Raw genomic sequence first — 18,177 nt, forward strand, 5'->3', positions numbered from 1 at the left:
TGAAGAACGGCGCCGCGACGATCGGGCGCCGTTTTTTTTTGCCCTCGTCCAGGCGGGCGCGTCCCCGGCGCCGTGGTTCCCCTGTCCGCCTGGCTTACGGTAAAGTCTTGCGCGAGAGAGGCGCCGCCCGTTTGCCGCAGGCGCGCGCTCGACGCATCATCGAAAAGGGGGCATTCGGATGAGCAAGGCATGACGGCGTGGCCGATAACCGCAGCCACGGCGGCGCTGCTGGCAGCGCTGCTGACCGGGTGCATGACGCCCACGGCGGGCCAGCGCGGCCCCAAGGGCGAAGACATGTCCGCCGACCAGTTTGCGCAGACGGACTTCAACCGCACCGTCACCCTGGAAGTGCGCGACAACCTTGCCAGCCTGTATGCGCTGCTCGACAAGCTGTACCGGCGCAATCCGCGCGAATGGCGCAAGACCGGCGTGCCGGACCTGGCCGCCGCGGTCAACCGCGTCAAGCATTCCATCGAAGTCCGCGTCCCGCCCAGCGACCTCGCCGGGCTGCGCGATATCCAGATCCTGGCGGTGGCGCTGGATCCCAACTATTCGGGCGACCGGGTCGGCGCCTTCATCTACGGCCTGGCGGACACCATCATCGCCGCCCACAACGGCAAGACGCGCCTCTACGCCACCGACGCCCTGGACGGCCAGCGGGTCTACAATGCCGCACGGAACGTCGAGGCGGCGGCCTGGCTCCTGGCCACGCGCCGCAACAACCAGGGCGAATTGCTGCTGCTCGCCAATGAAATTTCCCCGGACGCCACCAATCTCAGCTTCGAGCGCGAGTTCGGCGCCATCATCGGCCGGCTGGACCTGATCGCCAACCTGCTGGGCGAAAACTCCCGGCGCATCGGCATCAACTACGCCCAGGGCCTCTTGCTATTCAACTTCCTGCCTGTGCGTTAACAGGATTTCCATCGTGATCGATATCGCCTCCATCCAGACCGCCCGCGACAACCTGCGCGGCCAGGTGCTGAAGACCCCATTTACCCTGTCGCGCACGCTGTCCGACATCTTCGGTGCCGAAATCTGGCTGAAGTTCGAGAATCTGCAGTTCACCGCCTCTTTCAAGGAACGGGGCGCGCTGAACCGCATGCTCACGCTCTCGGACGAGGAGCGCGCCAAGGGCGTGATCGCCGTGTCGGCCGGCAACCACGCGCAGGGCGTGGCCTATCATGCGCAGCGCATGGGCGTGCCCGCCGTGATCGTGATGCCGCGCTTCACGCCGACCGTCAAGGTCGCCAACACGCGGCGGTTCGGTGCGGAAGTCGTCCTGGCGGGCGACACCTTTGACGACGCCAAGGCGCGCGGCTACGAGCTGGCGCGCGAACGCGGCCTCATCATGATCCATCCCTACGACGACGAAGCCGTGATCGCGGGGCAGGGAACGGTCGCGCTGGAAATGCTGGAAGACCAGCCGGCGCTCGACACGCTCGTCATCGCCATCGGCGGGGGCGGCCTGATTTCGGGCATCGCCACGGCTGCCAAGGCGGTCAAGCCCGGCATCGAGATCGTCGGCGTCCAGACCGAGCGCTTTCCCGCCATGTACGCGGCGGTCAAGGGGACGACCATGCCGCCCGGGCAGTACACCATCGCCGAGGGCATCGCCGTCAAGTCGCCCGGCGACCTGACGCTGCCCATCGTGCAGCGGCTGGTCGACCGCATCGAACTGGTCAGCGAGGCGGACATCGAACACGCCATCGTGGTGCTGCTGGAAATCGAAAAGACCGTCGTCGAAGGGGCGGGGGCCGCCGGCCTGGCGGCGCTGCTGCGCGCCCAGGAAGAAGGCAGCGACCGCTACAAGGGCAAGCGCATCGGGCTGGTCCTGACCGGCGGCAATATCGATCCGCTGATGCTGGGCGAACTCATCGAGCGGGGCATGGTGCGCGCCGGCCGCCTGGCCCGCATTCGCGTCGACCTGCGCGATCTGCCGGGGGCGTTGGCCCATGCCACCAAGCTCATCGCCGATGCCCAGGCCAACATCACCGAGGTCCATCACCAGCGCGCGTTTACCTCCTTGCCGGTGCGCAATGTCGAGGTCGACTTCGTGCTCCAGACGCGCGGTCCCGAGCACATCCAGGAAGTGATCGACATCCTGAATGCGGCGGGCTTTGCCGCCAGCAATCACGATCATTGATCGGTCCGCCGGCGCCGGGCGCCGGCATGAAGCTTTCAAATTGCTTTAACCTGCCTGTCAACTTGTCCGCCAGCCGGCATGCGCAATCATGCGCCTGCCGGCTGAATTTTTTTGCGCGTCGACATCCCCATTGCGGCTTGTCCGCGCGCGATGCCTGCGCTTGGCAAGACCGCTCGGGCAGGCGGCCGTGGAAAGGGAAAATGCATCTTAATGTTTCAGTAAAAATTATTTTTGCGAAACCGGGAACTTTCCTGAATTTGCGAAACCCGTAGCATCCGCGCGCTCTCCCGGCCGGTTCTGGTGTGAAACCACCCTTGCGCAAGCACCATTCGCCCCCCGGGCGTCCGGTCCATGGTCACGGGAATATCCCCAACAAAATCATGGTTGGTACGGATAGGAACTGTGTCGTTCCACGATTTACCATCCGGCGTTCATGACGTTGCCGCCGCTTCCGGGCGGTTGCGTTGGATGAGAAATACGCGCCTTGGCAGGCATCGATCCGCCCCGCGCGGCAGTTTAGGGAGACAGCAGCTTGATAAAAAACCGACAGGATTTCTGGTCCGGTGTGATGTTCATTGTTTTGGGGGGAGCCTTTGCCGTGCAGGCTACCCAGTACTCCATGGGCAGCGCCGCCCGCATGGGGCCGGGCTACTTTCCGTTCTGGCTGGGCATCGTGCTGGCGCTGATGGGCGCGACGGTGCTGATGAGCGCCTTGTCGCCGCGTGCCGAGACCACCACGGTCAGCCGCTACGACTTCCGCATCCTCTTCCTGGTGGTCGGCTCGGTCTTTCTCTATGGCTTTGCGCTGCGCTATCTGGGGCTGTATCTCTCGGTCTTCATGCTGGTCGTCATCAGCAGCGTCGCCAGCCACGAATTCAACTGGAAGGTCGCCGTCGCCAACGGCCTGTTCCTCGTGGCGTTTTCCTACCTTGCGTTCATTCGCGGGTTGGGACTGATCTTTCCGCTGTGGCCCAGCGTGCTCACCAATTAAGGACCGGACATGGAACTGCTTCAGAACCTGATGCTGGGGTTTTCGGTGGCTTTCACGCCGGAAAACCTGACTTACGCCTTCATCGGCTGCCTGCTGGGCACGCTGGTCGGCGTCCTGCCGGGCCTGGGCCCGGTGCCCACCATCGCCATGCTGCTGCCCATCACCTATGTGCTGCCGCCCACCGCGGGCCTCATCATGCTGGCCGGCATCTATTACGGCACCCAATACGGCGGCTCGACCACGGCCATCCTGGTGAACCTGCCGGGCGAGACCTCGGCGGTGGTGACCGTGCTGGACGGGCACCAGATGGCCCGCAACGGCCGCGCCGGCGCCGCGTTATCGCTGGCCGCCATCGGTTCGTTCTTTGCGGGCAGCGTGGCCACCGTGCTGATCGCCGCCTTCGCGCCGCCGCTGGCCGAAGTGGCGTTCGCGTTCGGCCCGGCCGAGTACTTCTCGCTGATGGCCCTGGGCCTGATCGGCGCCGTGGTGTTGGCCTCGGGCTCGCTGCCCAAGGCCATCTGCATGATCCTGCTGGGCCTCTTGCTGGGCATGGTGGGCACCGACGTCAACTCGGGCGTCGCGCGCTATGACTTCAGCATCCCGGAACTGCAGGACGGCATCGACTTTGCCATCGTGGCCATGGGCGTGTTCGGCCTGTCGGAAATCATGAGCAATCTAGAGCTCAAGGAGAACCGGGTCGAGATCACCGACAAGGTCGGGTCGCTGTATCCCAGCCGCCAGGAATTCCGCGAGGCCGCGCCGGCCATCGTGCGCGGCACCGCGCTGGGCTCGGCCCTGGGCATCCTGCCCGGCGGCGGGTCGGTGCTGTCGGCCTTCGCGTCCTACACGATGGAAAAGAAGCTCTCGAAGGAACCGGAGCGTTTCGGCAAGGGCCATCCCGCCGGGCTGGCGGGTCCCGAGTCCGCCAACAACGCGGGCGCGCAGACCTCGTTCATCCCGCTGCTGACCCTGGGCATCCCGGGCAATGCGGTGATGGCGCTGATGGTGGGCGCGATGACCATCCACAACATCCAGCCGGGGCCGCAGGTCATGTCCAGCCACCCCGAGCTCTTCTGGGGCCTGATCGCCTCGATGTGGATCGGCAACCTGATGCTGGTGGTGCTGAACCTGCCCCTGATCGGCATCTGGGTGAAACTGCTGCGCGTGCCTTACCGCATGCTGTTCCCCGCGATCCTGGTGTTCTGCACGATCGGCGTGTATTCACTGAACTACAACGCGTTCGACATCTTCATGTTCGCCATCTTCGGCATCGTGGGCTACGTCTGGAGCAAGCTGGGCTGCGAAGGCGCGCCGCTGCTGCTTGGCCTGGTGCTGGGTCCGATGATGGAAGAGAACTTCCGCCGGGCGCTGCTGCTGTCGCGCGGCGAATTCTCCACCTTCGTCACGCGGCCGCTGTCGGCCACGCTGCTTGGCTTGGCCGTCATTCTGCTGGTCCTGGTCGCGCTGCCCGCGCTGCGCAAGAAACGCGAGGAAGCCTTCGTCGAGGTCGACTGACCGACTGACTGACTTTCCGGCTATTGGTTGGCTCCGGGTCTGGTTTGGCGCAAGCTGGCCAGGCCCCTTTTTTTACTGCCGGGCCACCAGGTTCTTCAGGCCGTACAGGCGCTCGCGGTGCAGGGTGGCGGTCAAGGGCTCGGGCTCGCGGCCCAGCGCCACATAATCGGCCGGGATCATGGCGATGGCGTCCTGCATGTTCGCGGACCCCGCGTGCCACCACTGCACCAGCATCCGGTCCGGGTTGTAGACGTCCAAACCCTGGCGGCGCAGCTCCGACCGGTTGAAATCCTTCAGGTTCCAGGTCAGGACCTGCACCGTCGGCGTCTGAGGCAGCCCGCAACGGGCGCGCCGCGCCAGTCCCGCCGCGATGACATGGAAGTCCTTGGGGTCGCTGTAGCGCAGCGACGCCTCATAGACCTGCGTGTCGGTTTCCATGGCCCCCGGAAACCGCGCATTCATGTCGACCCAGAATTCGGCCATCACCTCCGGCGGGATGTCCCAGATGCGGCAGGCATTGCGGCGCCATTCCTCGCCGATGCGTTCGGTCCAGACCGGCTGGAACACCCCGGCCTCGGCCAGCCGCAGCAACAGCCGGCGCAGGATTCCAGACATGAGGACGCAGGCGTCCAGGACGATGAACGGCGGGGAGGACGGGGGGGAGGTCAAGATGTGATCTGTCACCGGCTTGGGCAAGACGCGTGGGCGGCCGGGCCGGGCTTGAATTGAGGGCAAGGCAGAAGAATAGTGTTTTTTTCGGCGCCTTGCCGCCGCGGCCGTCACTTTTTGAGTATTTCGTCCAGCGCCTTCAGCACCAGCTCGCTCGTGCCGTGCAGGCTGGTCGCGAAAACCGCATAGACGACCACCAACAGCGCCAGCGCGCCCACCCATGGCGTCCACCACGGCCACAGCCGGCCCACCCGATAACGGCTGGACACGATGTTTTCCTGTGCGTCGGTCAGGGCCTCCGGCGTTTCTCCCCGCATCGCCCGCAGTTCCCGGTGCAGTTTGGTAATAATCGACTGGAGCGCTTCGACCTGATTATGTTGCATGCCGTATTTGCCTTTGAATCCCAGGCACAGGCACAGGTATTTGAATTCCAGCACGTCGCGGTATTTGGCCGGGTCCATCATCATGCGCGAAAGCACCGTGAAGAACTTTTCCCCGCCCCAGGTTTCGTTGTGATTCACGCTGAGCAGCGACCGCTCGGCCCAGCGCGAATGCGCGCCCCACGGCGTGCCCATGACCGCCTCGTCGATGAAGGTGCACAGCGCATAGCGATAGGCGAGCTGCGTGGCGCTGTCATAGCCGTGCTGGCGGATTTCTTCGTCCAGTGCGGAAATCTGGTCGCGCACGGCGCCGTATAACTGTTCGATGCCTTCGTAGGCGTCAAGCTTGCGCAGGCGGATGACCAGTCCGAATAACGGCAGCGCCCCGTCCACCAGGGGGTTGTAGCCGTGTCCGCGAAGCTGGAATCCCAGATCGGCGTCGCGGTCTATATTCTCGATGGTGTCGAACGCGATTATTCCTTTCTGGTCGATCACCGCGACGGGACTGGTGCGCAAAAATCCGCCAGGACCGGAATGGGCATTCTTGATGGGTTTCATGTCATTGGCTCCTGATTGCCCAGAACTGCAATTCCATTTCTGGATAGTCCCCCGCAATGTGGAAACCAAAGCCGGCGGTCTCGCGCATCATCTGCCAGCTCGGGTGGCTGCGGTCGAACTGGAAGTACGTGAATCCGGCATGAAAGGGCAGATGCCGGGGCGCGACGGGCAGGGGCAAGAGGGGGATGCCGGGAAGCTGCAGGCTGACCAGTTCGCCCAGCCTTTCCATCGATGTCACCTTCGCCTGCTGCACGAACTGCTGCCGCAGCTTGTCCAGCGGCATGCGCGCACGCACGGCCAGGATGAAATCGGCCTCGGCATACAGGCGCCGGTCGTGCACCGCCGCGGTCAGCACGCCGTACTGCTGGCGCTCGATGGGCAGCGATACGGCGCGGGGCTGCAGCACGGTGCTCAGCGCGCGGCGCAGCGTCTCTTCGAGCACGCGGAACGAGGCGCGCGGGTCGTCGTGCTGGTAGGCCGGATACTCCTGGGGCAGGCGGCCTTCGTCGGTAAACGTGACCAGCTCGCCGCAGGCCTGGCTGAACGCGATGTAAAGCTGTTCCGGGTGGACGCGCCTTAATCGGGACAGGTGCAGGAACAAGGGGTGCAGGCGGTTGAGCACCAGCAGCAGATTGAAATCGGTCACATCGGCCACGCCAGCCTGGCCGGGCGAGCCGATGCGCTCGGCGATGTTCTTCGCGCGCTCTCGCATCAGCCCGGCAATTTCCCCGAGATAGCGCTTGAGCGGAGGAATCGCGTTCAGCGAAATGCCGGTGGGATAGAACGTCTCGTCCAGCAACAGGCTGCCGTCGGGCCGCCGGTCCAGCAGGCGGCACAGGGCAATGCCGGTAAACGCGCTGCGGTCGTCGCGCTCCAGCGCCAATTGCAGGTTCAACGCGGCCAGGTTCATGGGCACGTAGTCGCCTTCCTGGCTGTGCGTGTCGCGGACCTCTTCGCTGCGCGTCACGTAGCGGGCATTGGCGTAGGTGTCGGGCCATTGCACCTCCAGCACGCCGTCGGAGCGCAGCGGCAGGGTCAGGTACACCGTCTGGTTGACGGCCGACGCGTCGGTGATGGGCAGGGGCACGGGCGGCGGCTGATCGTTGGGGATGTCGAACACGCTCCCGTCCGGCATGACGCCGCGCGCGCGCACGATCGCGATCTTGCCGAAGCTCAGGTACTCCTGGTTGAGCTCCAGCTCGCTGAAGCCATAGAGGTGCTCGCTGACGCCGTTCACGCGCTGGTTGACGTGATGCTCGGCGGCGCGGGCGTGCTGCTGGAAATGCTGGGGCTTGACGAAAAGCCCCTCGCTCCAGATAACGGGATTGCGTGATGTCATGGTTGGGGACTCGAAGGCGAGGGGCGGCGGCTTTCGTCGGTAATGGCGACGCGGGTACCGCGCAGGGTCAGCAGCAGGGCGTATTTGCGCCCTTTTGGCTCGATCCGGAAGGCCTGCTTCCACACGGCGCCATTCTGTTCATGGAAGTCGGCCACGATGGCGACGTAGCGCGTGTCCTCCTGGATGCGCGCGAAATCGATGTACTTGAACTGTCCTGGCTGCAGGACATAGTCGTCCTCGGTCACGAACGTGGTGCCCAGCGCCTTCTTCAGGTCCCGCGCCAGCAGCAGCGGGTCCGCGTTCAGCAGGAGCGAATCATCCTTGAGCTGCAGCACTTTGAATGCGATGGGCGTGGCCATGCTGCGCGCCGGCGCGGCCGGCTCCGTGAATGCGTGGCTCGTGCCCTGGCTGTACTGGCCCAGACCGCGCTCCAGGCCCTGCGCGTCCGCATCGGCCTCGTCCCCGCTCTCGAGCGCCAGCGGCAACGGCGCGCGCGTCACGCCCTGGTTCGCCAGCGCCGGGCCAGCGCCGAACCGGCGGTTGGGCAGGTAGTGAGGCGACGCGGCGAGCGCCTCGGGCAGCGGCGCGGGGGCCGCGGCGGCCTTGGGCTGCGCGATGCGAGACGATCCCCGATCGACGCGGCTGAGCGGCTGCGACGCGGGCGCGGTGTCTTCCAGCTCGTCCAGCAGGCCGCGCAGGCCGGCGATCAGCTCGCGCCGGCTGCCTGATTTGAGATTGACCTCGAAGGGGCCCTCGCCACTGTCGCGCGCGAGCGCGGCAGCCGCGGGCGAGTCGATCGGCTGCGGCGCGGGGGCGCTTTCGGGGTTGGGGTTGACGTCTTCGGCGGCGAACAGGCTCAGGCCGATCTGGCTGGGCTGATCGTCGGGCGCGCCCACCGGGATCGATGGGTCCATCAGGATCTGCCCGGTCTTGGTCAGGACCTCGCCCACCGAGCCGCACCCGGCCAGCAGGCTGCACGCCAGCCCGAGGGGAACCAGGCGCCTCATTGGGCCTCCGCGCGCAGTGCGCGGTCATAGGCCTGCGCAAAGATTTCCCAGAAAAGCTTTTCGAACCCGCGTTGGCGCGCCGAGCTGAGTTCATCGTAGTAATGGGCATACATGCGCCACGCCCAATCGCCGTCGTCGCCCTGCGCCGGCTGGTCGGGACGATAGCGGCGAAAACGCTGCAGCAGGTGCTCGGGCGAGAAGGCGTGCAGCAGGGCTTCCAGCCCGGACTCGATGCCCTTGACCACCGACGCCTGGTGCAGCTTCAGTTGCGTCATGCTTTCTTCGACCGCGGCCATGGGCGACAGATGCACGACGCTGCGCTTGCTGGAGAACATGGCGCGCAGGGTGTCCGGATAGCTCTGGCCAAGGCGCAGTGGATTGTCTTCGATGGGCTGCAGGGTCAGCGCGTTCATCGCCATGCGCGGCGCCGGGTCCGCCCCGGCGCCGTACAGCGCGGCAATGCCGCGTATGGCCGCGCCCAGCGCCTGCCCGGCTTCGAGCAGCAGGGTCCGGCTGGCCGGGGTATCCAGATCGTCGAGCGCAATGCCCATGCCCTGCAGCAGCGCCGCGGCCGCCTGCGGCGTATCGCCGGCCGCCTCGGGCGATGCGGCCGTCCAGGCCGGGTCGGAAAGATAATGTTCGCGTGACTGCGGCATGCGGAAATCTCCAGTAGGGGTCTTGGGCGAGCCGGCGACCGCGGCATAGCGGGTGGAGGCCAGGTCCGGTTGGGTGGGCACATGGGCCGCGTACGGCTTGAGTGCGTCAGCGGCGTCGGGCGACATCGGCGCGGCCGACGCCGCCTGTTCCGCGGCATCCAGGGCGCGCAACGGGTCCAGGTCGGCGTGGGGATCGTGCGGCGCAGCCAGGGCCCGGAAGACGGCGTCCTGCGCAGGCGCGCCGCCTTCCCGCTCGAATACGTAGCGGTCCCGTGGCAAATCGTCCATGCCGCCGCCCTGGTCGTTGAGGATTTCGCTCACCTCGTACTGCGCAAGGTGGCGGGACGCGTCCGGCAGCGCGTGCTGCGCATCGTGCAGGTGCACGGCAACCTGATAGGGGCCGATGTGCAGGATGTCGCCGTCGCTCAGGCGTGCGCCGACCTGTGCGCCCAACGGATCGCGCGCGCCGTTGACATGGGTTAGGCCCGAACGGTCGATCACGCAGAAGGCGCCGTCGCTGTGGCGGATTTCGCAGTGGACCGGCTGCACGCGGCCGGCCTTGTCGACCAGCGTCCAGCTCGCGCCGTGGCTGCCGATGGTGCCGCCGGCGATGCCGAACCGGTGCCGGGGCGTGCTGCCATGCTGCAGCGCCTGGGGATTGGCGACGACGAGCGCGATGCCGCACTCGGAGGGGGCGGGTGTCATAGGCGCGCCTTTATTCTGACGTGGGAGGACCGGCGCACGACCGTGTGCGCGACAAAGCTCGTCCAGCCCAGATGGGCGCCGCTGGCGCGCCCCAGGTTGAACGGCGGCACTTCTTCCTGACGCAGGCCCAGGTCCAGGTCATAGGCGGCGGGGTCGCGCAACAGGAAGTCGATCAGCTTGCGCAGACGCTCGAAGTTCTCGCCGCTGGGCAGGAATTCGCGAAAGCGCCGCTGGTCGAGGTCGGGAATGACGATGGTGAACTTGCTGTAGCGCGTGCGCACGCGGCTGCCGATGACAAAGGTGTCGCCCAGCACCCCGTTGCGTTCGCCCAGCGCGAGCCGCTGTCCCGGCGTGATGTGCATGTACCGGGGTTCAAATTCGCGGATATGCACTGTCTTCAAATCAAAGCAGTGCGCGATGATGCCCGCGACGACCTGCGCGGAACGGCTGCGGCCCGCAATCGCGCCCGCATAGCTCAGCAACCGGCTCCAGGCGATGGGCGTCACGCCACGCAACTCGACGTCGCCCAGCCCCACCATGGCAAAGACATAGCGCGAGAACCGGTCCTGCGCCTCGCGCCGGAATCGCACGTAGTACCGGTATTTGCGCCACGCGTGATGCAGCAGCGTCAGCAGCCGGTGGTGAAAGAAGTCCAGGAATGCCGGCCGTATGCCGACGCCCTGGCCGTATTCGTAGGCCAGGCGGTCCAGGTAGTGGCCGGGCAAGGGAGAATCCGGCCCGTGCAGGCCGAAGAACGTCGCCTGCACGCGGTAGTCGCTGCTGGCCGATGCGGGCATCCGTTCGGCCAGCGAGACGTCCGAAGCGGGAAAGCCCAGTCCAGCATAGCTGCTCAGGCGGACGCGCTGACGCTCCGGTTCCGCGCTCTCGGGCGCCTCCAGATTGTCGTCGTGCAAGCCGTGCAGTTGCTCGAGCAGGCGGAAGAAGTCGTAGTTCTTCGCGTCGGCCAGCAGATGGTCGGCTAGATCAACGGTTGTTTGCCGGTCTGCAGTGGCCATTCGTAGTGCTCGTTGTTGCCGGTGTTGGTCGCTTCCAGCAGATGAAAGGAATTGATGCTCGCGTACAGGGCAAGAAAGTGGCTGAGTACGGTGCCAAAGAGATACAGGTCGCCTTCACACAGGAAGGCCTGCGGGTCCAGCCTGATGCGGGTTTTCAGCCCGCGGATCGGCAGGCCCTTCATCAGCAGGTCGGTGGGCGTGGTGACGGCGTCCTCGATTCCGTCCAGCCGCTTGCGGGTGGCGCGCGCGCGCTGGATGTCGTGCAGCGCGGCGAAGTCGTAGCCGCGCAGGACCGCCTTGAGCGGTTCCGTGGACAGCAGCGACAGGTAGTTGAGCGACAGGTTGGAAATGAGCGTCCATTGCAGTTCCCCGTCCAGCACAGGGCGATAGGAAGGCGTCGGGCGCGTGACGTTGCTGTAGCTCGCAAACGTGGGCGTGGTCTGGGTTTGCAGGCAGATGTCGCCTACGCCCAGGGCTAGCGGAAGATCCTTGTTGGTGCACGTCAGCGCCAGGGAGACCGTCTCGTCCTCGTCGATGTAGTCGGTCTCGTCGCTGCGGATGAACGACACGCGATGCAGCACCCCGTCCGAGGCCAGCGCCTTCTCGATCCGCGTGCGGTAGTAGAGCGCCGAGCGGCCCTGCGCGTGCTCGATCTCGTGCTGCAGGGATTCGAAGGGATGAAAGGTGCGCAGGAATTTTCCGCGTTGCCCATCGGTCTTGCGATGCCAGCCGCTCACGTCGTCGATGCTGAAGATCTCGTAGGCGTCGGGCCGCTGTCCGCCTGGCACGATCCGCTGTTCGGCAAGGCGTCCGTTCAGGTTGATGGGCTCGGCGTCATGCGCGAACAGGTTCACGGCCGGCGTGCAATACAGCATCAGGTCGCCGTTGCGCAGCCGTATGTCGGCCGGCATGGGGCGATTGAAATGGAATTCGATCCGGACGGCGCTGGTGCTCTGCGCCGGCCACAGCGAACGCAGCCCCGTCAGGCTGAAGAATTGGAAGCGGCGCGGAAAGATGAAGTATTCCTGCAGAATCCGATACCCGTCGAAGACGTTCTTGGGATACGGCAGCAATGCTTCATCGGCGGAGAAGCCGGGAAAGCTGACCTGGCGCGGCGACAGCCGACGCGTCTGCCCGTCGACCTCGACCCGTATCTCGCCCAGGTAGCGCGACAGCCACAGGTACAGGGTGAGGGCGGTCGTGTCGTCTCCGCTCAGGTGGAAATCCAACTGGTCGCAGTCGAAGCTGTCCAGCGCATTGCCCGCCATGGGCGCCAGGTCGACGCGCACGATGGACTTTTCGCGCGTGTGCGCATCGCTGACGTCCTGGATCCGCAGCGGATAGATCGTGACGTCCGAGCAGGTGCGGAATTCGCAGCGCATGCCCTCGACGGGCCGGGACAGGACCTGCGTGCCCTTGGGGATCACCTGCCGCGTCGTGATGGCGCGGTCGATCGGATCGAAGCGCATGATGGTCACGCTGGGCAACGGACGCAGGTAATTCGGCCACAAGAGCTGCAGCAGCGAATGCGTCAGTTCGGGAAGGTCGTCCTCGATCTTCAGGCGCAACTTGGCGGTGAGGAACGCGAAGCCTTCCAGCAGCCGCTCCACGTCGGGATCGGCCGCCTCGTCGCCCAGGAACTGGGAGAGCTGTGGATTGTCGCGCGCGAACTCGCGGCCGAGCCGGCGCAGGTAATCCATTTCTTCGCGGAATTTTCCCCGCAACGGCATGTTCTATGCGCCTCCTTGGGCGTTGGCTATACGATCCGCGCGTATCGGTCCGGGCGGTGGATGATGAGGTCGATCTCCACCTGTTCCTCGGCGTTGGCCAGCGGCACCAGGCAGTCCAGGCGGAAGGTCAGGTCCAGCGGTCGCGCGCCGTCCGGGCGCGCATGCACCGCCAGCACCCGGACGCGGGGTTCGAACTCGGCCACGGACTGGCGGATGTCCTGGCTGATGCGCAGCAACAGGTCGGCGCTTCCGGTCGCGGCGTCGTTGAAGTCCAGCAGGCCCAGGCCAGGCGAACTTATCGAGCAGCCTCGCCGGCTGTTGAGGATGAGTTCGAGATGCCGCTTGATGGCGCGAATGCGCGCCGCCGCGGCGTCCTGGCGGGACCGGACGCGCCGCGGCGGCGCGTCCGGCTCCAGCCGCTCGAACAGGCTGCCCTGTCCCGATGACCTGGGCATGCCGCCTTACTCCTTGTCCAGGCGACCCACTAGCGACAACTCGAAGTTGGCGCCCATGTACTTGAAATGCGGCCGCACGGCCAGCGCCACCTGGTACCAGCCCGGATTGCCCGCGACATCCTGCACCTGCACTTTGGCGGCGCGCAGCGGGCGGCGGCTGCGCACGTCGGAGGACGGGCTTTCCTGGTCGGCGATGTACTGCTTGAGCCATCCGTTGAGCTCGCGCTCCAGGTCCTGGCGCTCTTTCCAGCTGCCGATCTGCTCGCGCTGCAGCACTTTGATGTAGTGGGCGAGGCGGTTGATGATGAACATGTAGGGCAGTTGCGTGCCCAGCTTGTAGTTGGTCTGCGCGGCCTGGCCTTCGGGCGTCTTCTGGAAGAGCTTGGGCTTTTGCACCGAATTGGCCGAGAAGAACGCGGCGTTGTCGCTGTCCTTGCGCATGGTCAGGGGAATGAACCCCTCTTCGGACAATTCGAATTCCTTGCGGTCCGACACCAGCACTTCGGTGGGGATCTTGGCCTGCAACTGGCCCAGCGATTCGTACAGGTGCACCGGCAGGTCGTCGACGGCGCCGCCCGACTGCGGGCCGATGATGTTCGGGCACCAGCGGTACTTGGCGAAGCTGTCGGTGATGCGGCTGGCAAGCAGGTACGACGTGTTGCCCCACAGATAATTCTCGTGGTCGCCGTCGATCGTTTCGCGGTACACGAAGCTGCGGGTCGGGTTTTCGAGGGGATCGTAGGGCTGGCGCAGTAGGAAACGCGGCATGGTCAGACCCAGGTAGCGCGCGTCTTCGGATTCGCGCAGGCCGCGCCACTTGGCAAAGCGCGGGCCTTCGAAGATGTCCTTGACCTCTTTCAGGTTCGGCAGGTCCTGGAAACTCTTGAGGTTCAGGAATTCGGCGCCCGCCGCCGCCAGGAACGGGGCGTGGGACATTGCGCCGACCGAGGCCGCGTAGCTGAGCAGCTTGATGTCGGGCGCGGACGGGCCGAACGTGTAGTTGCCCATGATGGCGGCTATCGGCTCGCCGCCGAACTGCCCGTATTCGGCCGTGTATACGTGTTTGTAAAGGCCGCTGCGCGTGATGTCGCCGCAGCTTTCGAAGTCATCCAGCAATTCGTCTTTCGTGACGTGCAGGATTTCGATCTTGATGTTCTCGCGGAAATCGGTGCGGTCGACCAGGAGCTTCAGGCCGCGCCACGCGGATTCGAGCTCCTGCAGCGGCTTCTGGTGAAGAATCGCATCCATCTGGTGGCCGATCTTGCGGTCGATCTCGGCGATCATCTGGTCGACCAGCTGCTTGTTGACCTGTTGCTCGCGTTCTTCGCTCTTGAGAATTTCGCCGATGAATGCCGCGACGCCGCGTTCGGCGACCGCGTAACCCTCATGGGTGGGTTCGATTCGGGTTTGCGCCATGATCTGCTCGAGCAGTCCTTGGCTTTGTTTCATGTCCGGTGCAACGCTGGCTTGGGCCTTCATGCGCTTGTCCTTTTATACCGAGGGGGCGGGGAGTGAAAAGGGGCGGAGGCTCAGGAAGCCGCCGAATCCAGGACCAGGTCCAGTTCCTTGGCCAATGCGCTGCGCGCCTTGTCGTCGGCGAGCAGGGCCTGCAATTGCTTGCGGAATGCGGGTACGTTGCCCAGTGGTCCCTTGAGCGCCACCAGTGCTTCCCGCAGTTCGAGCAGTTTGTTCAGTTCCGGCACCTGGCGGGCAATGGAGTCCGGCGAGAAGTCCTTGATTCCCTTGAATTGCAGGGCGACGCTCAGCGTGTCCTCATCCTGCCCTTCGCCCAGGCGCGAAGGCACCTGCATCGCGACCTGCAGCCCCGCACCCGCCATCACCTCGTCGAAGTTGTCCTTGTCGACGCGGACCAGCGGACGCTCTTCGAGCGCGGCCTCTTCCCCATGTCCCTTGAAATCGCCGGTGACGAGCAGCTTCAGCGGCAATTCCATTTCAGTTTGCTGATCGCCAGTCGCTGGCACGTACTTGATGTTGATCCGTTCTTGCGGGGCGACCGAGGCCGATTTTTTTGCCATGTGAATTCCTGGTTAATAACGCGGAAACAACAACGGGGTTTGCCCTGAATAAACAGGGCGGTGTTTTGGAAGTTTTTGGAGATTATTTGAGGCTTGCCGGACGCCGTTCAGTTTTGGGTTGCGGACGGAAAATCGGCTTTATTAATGCAGGATTTGGAAATACGAATTGGGGCGATCCTAAAGGTATTGGAGTGCGCCAAAAATAATAGAAATTCGAAAAATAAATGCTTGTTTATCTTGTGTTTGATCGCATATTCTTGCCGCGTATTTCGGGTTGTTCCTATAACCGCCGGGATTAAGTTTTTATTAACCGGACGGTTCAGGGAATATCAAGAATAAAAACCCTCACGACGTCGGATGAGTGCAATCCATGATCAGAATTGATTTACCGGCAGTTATTCAGCGTTTGAATCCAGCGTGCCGGCAGGCGCTGGAGGAAGCGGCCAGTCTGTGCATCAGCCAGCGCGGTACGGAGGTGACCGTTCCCCTGGTGGTATCAAAGCTGTTGGACCAGCCGCTGGGCGACGTGAGGCTCCTGTTGCGGCATGCGGGTCTGGACGTCGACGACGTTCGGCGTGCCGTCTCGGGCGGCACTTCGTTTCAGGCCGACAATCCGGACCAGTACCCGACCTTCTCCCCGCTGTTGATCGAGCTGTTACAGGAAGCCTGGCTGATCGGTTCGCTGGAACTGGGCCTGACGGATATCCGGGGAGGCAGCCTGCTGCTGGCGGCGCTGCTCAACCCGGGGCGCTACCTGCCTCTGGCGGCGGCGTCGCTCTTTGAGAACGTCAACCGCGAAGCGCTGCGCAAGAACTTCGGCACGCTGCTGGCCGATTCCTCGGAGGCGCCCGCCGATGCGGCGTCCGGCAGGTCGCCGGCGCTGGCCGCCGCCGGCGACGACAGCGCGCTTGCCCGGTTTGGCCACGACTTGACGGCCCAGGCGCGCGACGGCCGCATCGATCCGGTGCTGTGCCGGGACGCGGAGATCGATCTCATGATCGATATCCTGTCTCGCCGCCGCAAGAACAATCCCATCGTGGTCGGCGATGCCGGCGTCGGCAAGAGCGCGGTCATCGAGGGGCTGGCGCTGCGCATCGTCCAGGAGCGTGTGCCCGAGCCGCTGCGCCAGGTGGCGGTGTGGGTGCTGGACCTGGGCGCCCTGCAGGCCGGCGCTTCCGTCAAAGGCGAGTTCGAAAAGCGTCTGAAGGCGGTCATCGACGAGGTCAAGGCATCCAGCCGGCCGATCATTCTTTTCATCGACGAGGCGCACACCCTGATTGGCGCGGGCAACGCGGCCGGCGGCGGCGATGCCGCCAATCTGCTCAAGCCCGCGCTCGCGCGTGGCGAACTGCGCACCATCGCCGCGACGACGTGGTCGGAGTACAAGAAGTACTTTGAAAGAGACCCCGCGTTGGCGCGGCGCTTCCAGCTTGTGAAGCTGGACGAGCCCAGCCAGGAAAGCGCCGTCCACATCCTGCGCGGGCTGCGCCAGACCTACGAGCAGGCGCACGGCGTCGACGTCAGCGATGACGCGGTGCAAGCGGCCGTGGCGCTTTCCGCTCGTTATCTGTCCGGGCGCCAGTTGCCGGACAAGGCGATCGACGTCCTGGACACGGCATGCGCGCGCGTTGCCACCGCGTTGGCGGAGCCGCCCCGCCGGCTGGCGCGCCTGGATCAGCAGCAACGCCAGATTGAAGCGGAGACGGCTGTATTGCAGCGCGACGCGCGCGCGGGCCGAAAGGCCCAGAATGGGCGCCTGGCGGCCCTGCAGACGGCAGCGCAGGATGTGCAACGTCAGACCGAGGCGCTGCGCGCGTCCTGGACTCTTCAGAAGCAGCTCGTCGACGAGATTCGGGTGCTGCGTAGCCGCCAAGGCGACGGCGAAGGCGAAGGCGAAGGCGAAACGGCGGGCGACGATGGCGACGAGGGTGATCTTGTGGCCAAGGTCGCGCAATTGTCGGAACTGCAGCGCGACGGCGCCTTGCTGCACGCCGACGTGGGCCGGGAACAGATCGCGCAGGTGATCGCGGACTGGACCGGCATCCCGGCCACAACCATCAACCGTAGCCAGATGGAGCGTCTGGCGCACCTGCCCGCGCTGCTGCATGAGCGGGTCAAGGGGCAGGATATTGCGATCGAGCGCGTGCACAAACACCTGCTCACCGCGATGGCGGACCTGCGCCGGCCGGGCACGCCGCTGGGCGCCTTTCTGCTGGTGGGACCCAGCGGGGTGGGCAAGACCGAGACGGCGCTCGCGCTGGCCGATGCGATGTTCGGCGGCAAGAATTTCCTGACCGTCATCAACATGTCGGAGTTCCAGGAAAAACACACGGTGTCCCGCCTGCTCGGCGCGCCGCCCGGCTATGTGGGCTATGGCGAAGGCGGCGTGTTGACCGAGGCCATTCGCAAGCAGCCGTATTCGGTGGTGCTGCTGGACGAGGTCGAGAAAGCCCATCCCGAAGTGTTGAACATCTTTTATCAGGCCTTCGACAAAGGCGAACTGGCCGACGGGGAAGGGCGGCAGATCGATTGCAGGAATGTGCTGTTCTTCCTGACGTCCAACCTGGGCTTCGACCAGCAGGATGGCGCGCTGGCGGATCTGTCCGAGGAAGCCTTGCGGCAGCGCCTCCTGGCGTTCTTCAAGCCCGCGCTGCTCGCCCGCATGCAACTGATTCCGTACCGGTATCTGGACGAGACCGTGCTGGGCGAGATCGTCGACGGCCGGCTGCTGCGCCTGCAGCAGCAGTTCCGCGCGCGATACGAGGCCGTGCTGGACATCGACACGCAAGCGCGCGACGAGCTGCGCCGCCGCTGCAGCCGTCACGAGAACGGCGCCCGCCTGCTCGATGCCAGCATCGACGGCGAGCTGCTGCCGCCCTTGTCCCTGGCGGTGTTGCAGCGCCTGGCCAGCGGCGCGCCGTTCGGCAACGCGCGGCTGCAGTGGCAGTCCGGCGCGTTCACGGCGAGCGTGGACTAG

Annotated in this window: 15 protein-coding genes; 5 read left to right on the plus strand and 10 right to left on the minus strand. The window is 65.1% G+C overall.

Annotated elements, in window-relative coordinates; all coding sequences use genetic code 11:
• The first annotated feature begins 189 nt into the window (after nt 1-189).
• From BXA00_RS14675 to BXA00_RS14690, 4 genes are all read left to right on the plus strand, one after another.
• Nucleotides 190-912: a hypothetical protein gene (locus BXA00_RS14675; protein WP_076519151.1), complete on the plus strand. Its 723-nt coding sequence runs from the start codon at nt 190-192 to the stop codon at nt 910-912.
• A 13-nt stretch (nt 913-925) separates the two neighbouring features.
• Nucleotides 926-2,143, plus strand: coding sequence for a threonine ammonia-lyase (locus BXA00_RS14680; RefSeq protein ID WP_076519152.1), 1,218 nt, complete (start codon nt 926-928; stop codon nt 2,141-2,143).
• A gap of 568 nt (nt 2,144-2,711) precedes the next feature.
• Nucleotides 2,712-3,134, plus strand: a complete 423-nt coding sequence (locus BXA00_RS14685) for a tripartite tricarboxylate transporter TctB family protein (RefSeq protein ID WP_076519153.1) — start codon at nt 2,712-2,714, stop codon at nt 3,132-3,134.
• A 9-nt stretch (nt 3,135-3,143) separates the two neighbouring features.
• Nucleotides 3,144-4,649: a tripartite tricarboxylate transporter permease gene (locus BXA00_RS14690; RefSeq protein ID WP_076519154.1), complete on the plus strand. Its 1,506-nt coding sequence runs from the start codon at nt 3,144-3,146 to the stop codon at nt 4,647-4,649.
• Nucleotides 4,650-4,721: 72 nt separating this feature from the next.
• On the opposite strand, the gene BXA00_RS14695 is transcribed toward BXA00_RS14690, so the two are convergent.
• The 10 genes from BXA00_RS14695 to tssB form a co-directional block, all read right to left on the minus strand.
• On the minus strand, nt 4,722-5,318 hold the full coding sequence (locus BXA00_RS14695; RefSeq protein WP_076521959.1) for a PIN domain-containing protein: 597 nt from the start codon (nt 5,316-5,318) through the stop codon (nt 4,722-4,724).
• 110 nt (nt 5,319-5,428) lie between these two features.
• Entirely contained in the window at nt 5,429-6,256 is an 828-nt protein-coding gene (icmH, locus tag BXA00_RS14700) for a type IVB secretion system protein IcmH/DotU (RefSeq protein WP_083714259.1), read from the minus strand.
• A gap of 1 nt (nt 6,257) precedes the next feature.
• Nucleotides 6,258-7,595, minus strand: a complete 1,338-nt coding sequence (tssK, locus tag BXA00_RS14705; protein WP_076519155.1) for a type VI secretion system baseplate subunit TssK — start codon at nt 7,593-7,595, stop codon at nt 6,258-6,260.
• Nucleotides 7,592-8,602 (minus strand): type VI secretion system lipoprotein TssJ, encoded by a 1,011-nt coding sequence (gene tssJ, locus BXA00_RS14710; protein WP_076519156.1) that lies wholly within the window; start codon nt 8,600-8,602, stop codon nt 7,592-7,594. Before tssJ ends, tssK begins: the two co-directional genes overlap by 4 nt.
• The gene (gene tagH / locus BXA00_RS14715) at nt 8,599-9,963 is read right to left on the minus strand and encodes a type VI secretion system-associated FHA domain protein TagH (protein ID WP_076519157.1); all 1,365 of its coding nucleotides are present in this window, start codon (nt 9,961-9,963) and stop codon (nt 8,599-8,601) included. The genes tssJ and tagH overlap by 4 nt, the downstream gene beginning before the upstream one ends.
• Nucleotides 9,960-10,979 carry a type VI secretion system baseplate subunit TssG gene (gene tssG / locus BXA00_RS14720; protein ID WP_076519158.1) on the minus strand — a complete coding sequence of 340 codons (1,020 nt, stop codon included), beginning with the start codon at nt 10,977-10,979 and terminating at the stop codon, nt 9,960-9,962. Before tssG ends, tagH begins: the two co-directional genes overlap by 4 nt.
• Complete coding sequence (tssF, locus tag BXA00_RS14725; RefSeq protein ID WP_197685544.1) at nt 10,943-12,679, minus strand: type VI secretion system baseplate subunit TssF; 1,737 nt, start codon at nt 12,677-12,679, stop codon at nt 10,943-10,945. The genes tssG and tssF overlap by 37 nt, the downstream gene beginning before the upstream one ends.
• 56 nt (nt 12,680-12,735) lie before the next feature.
• A complete protein-coding gene (tssE, locus tag BXA00_RS14730; RefSeq protein ID WP_076519160.1) occupies nt 12,736-13,164 on the minus strand; it encodes a type VI secretion system baseplate subunit TssE in 429 nt (142 codons plus the stop codon).
• Nucleotides 13,165-13,170: 6 nt separating this feature from the next.
• The gene (gene tssC, locus BXA00_RS14735; RefSeq protein ID WP_076519161.1) at nt 13,171-14,643 is read right to left on the minus strand and encodes a type VI secretion system contractile sheath large subunit; all 1,473 of its coding nucleotides are present in this window, start codon (nt 14,641-14,643) and stop codon (nt 13,171-13,173) included.
• 50 nt (nt 14,644-14,693) lie between these two features.
• Nucleotides 14,694-15,200 carry a type VI secretion system contractile sheath small subunit gene (gene tssB / locus BXA00_RS14740; protein ID WP_076519162.1) on the minus strand — a complete coding sequence of 169 codons (507 nt, stop codon included), beginning with the start codon at nt 15,198-15,200 and terminating at the stop codon, nt 14,694-14,696.
• Nucleotides 15,201-15,570: 370 nt separating this feature from the next.
• On the opposite strand from tssB, the gene tssH reads away from it, so the two are divergent.
• Entirely contained in the window at nt 15,571-18,177 is a 2,607-nt protein-coding gene (gene tssH / locus BXA00_RS14745; protein WP_076519163.1) for a type VI secretion system ATPase TssH, read from the plus strand.

It is taken from the genome of Achromobacter sp. MFA1 R4 (assembly GCF_900156745.1).
GTDB lineage: Bacteria > Pseudomonadota > Gammaproteobacteria > Burkholderiales > Burkholderiaceae_B > Achromobacter.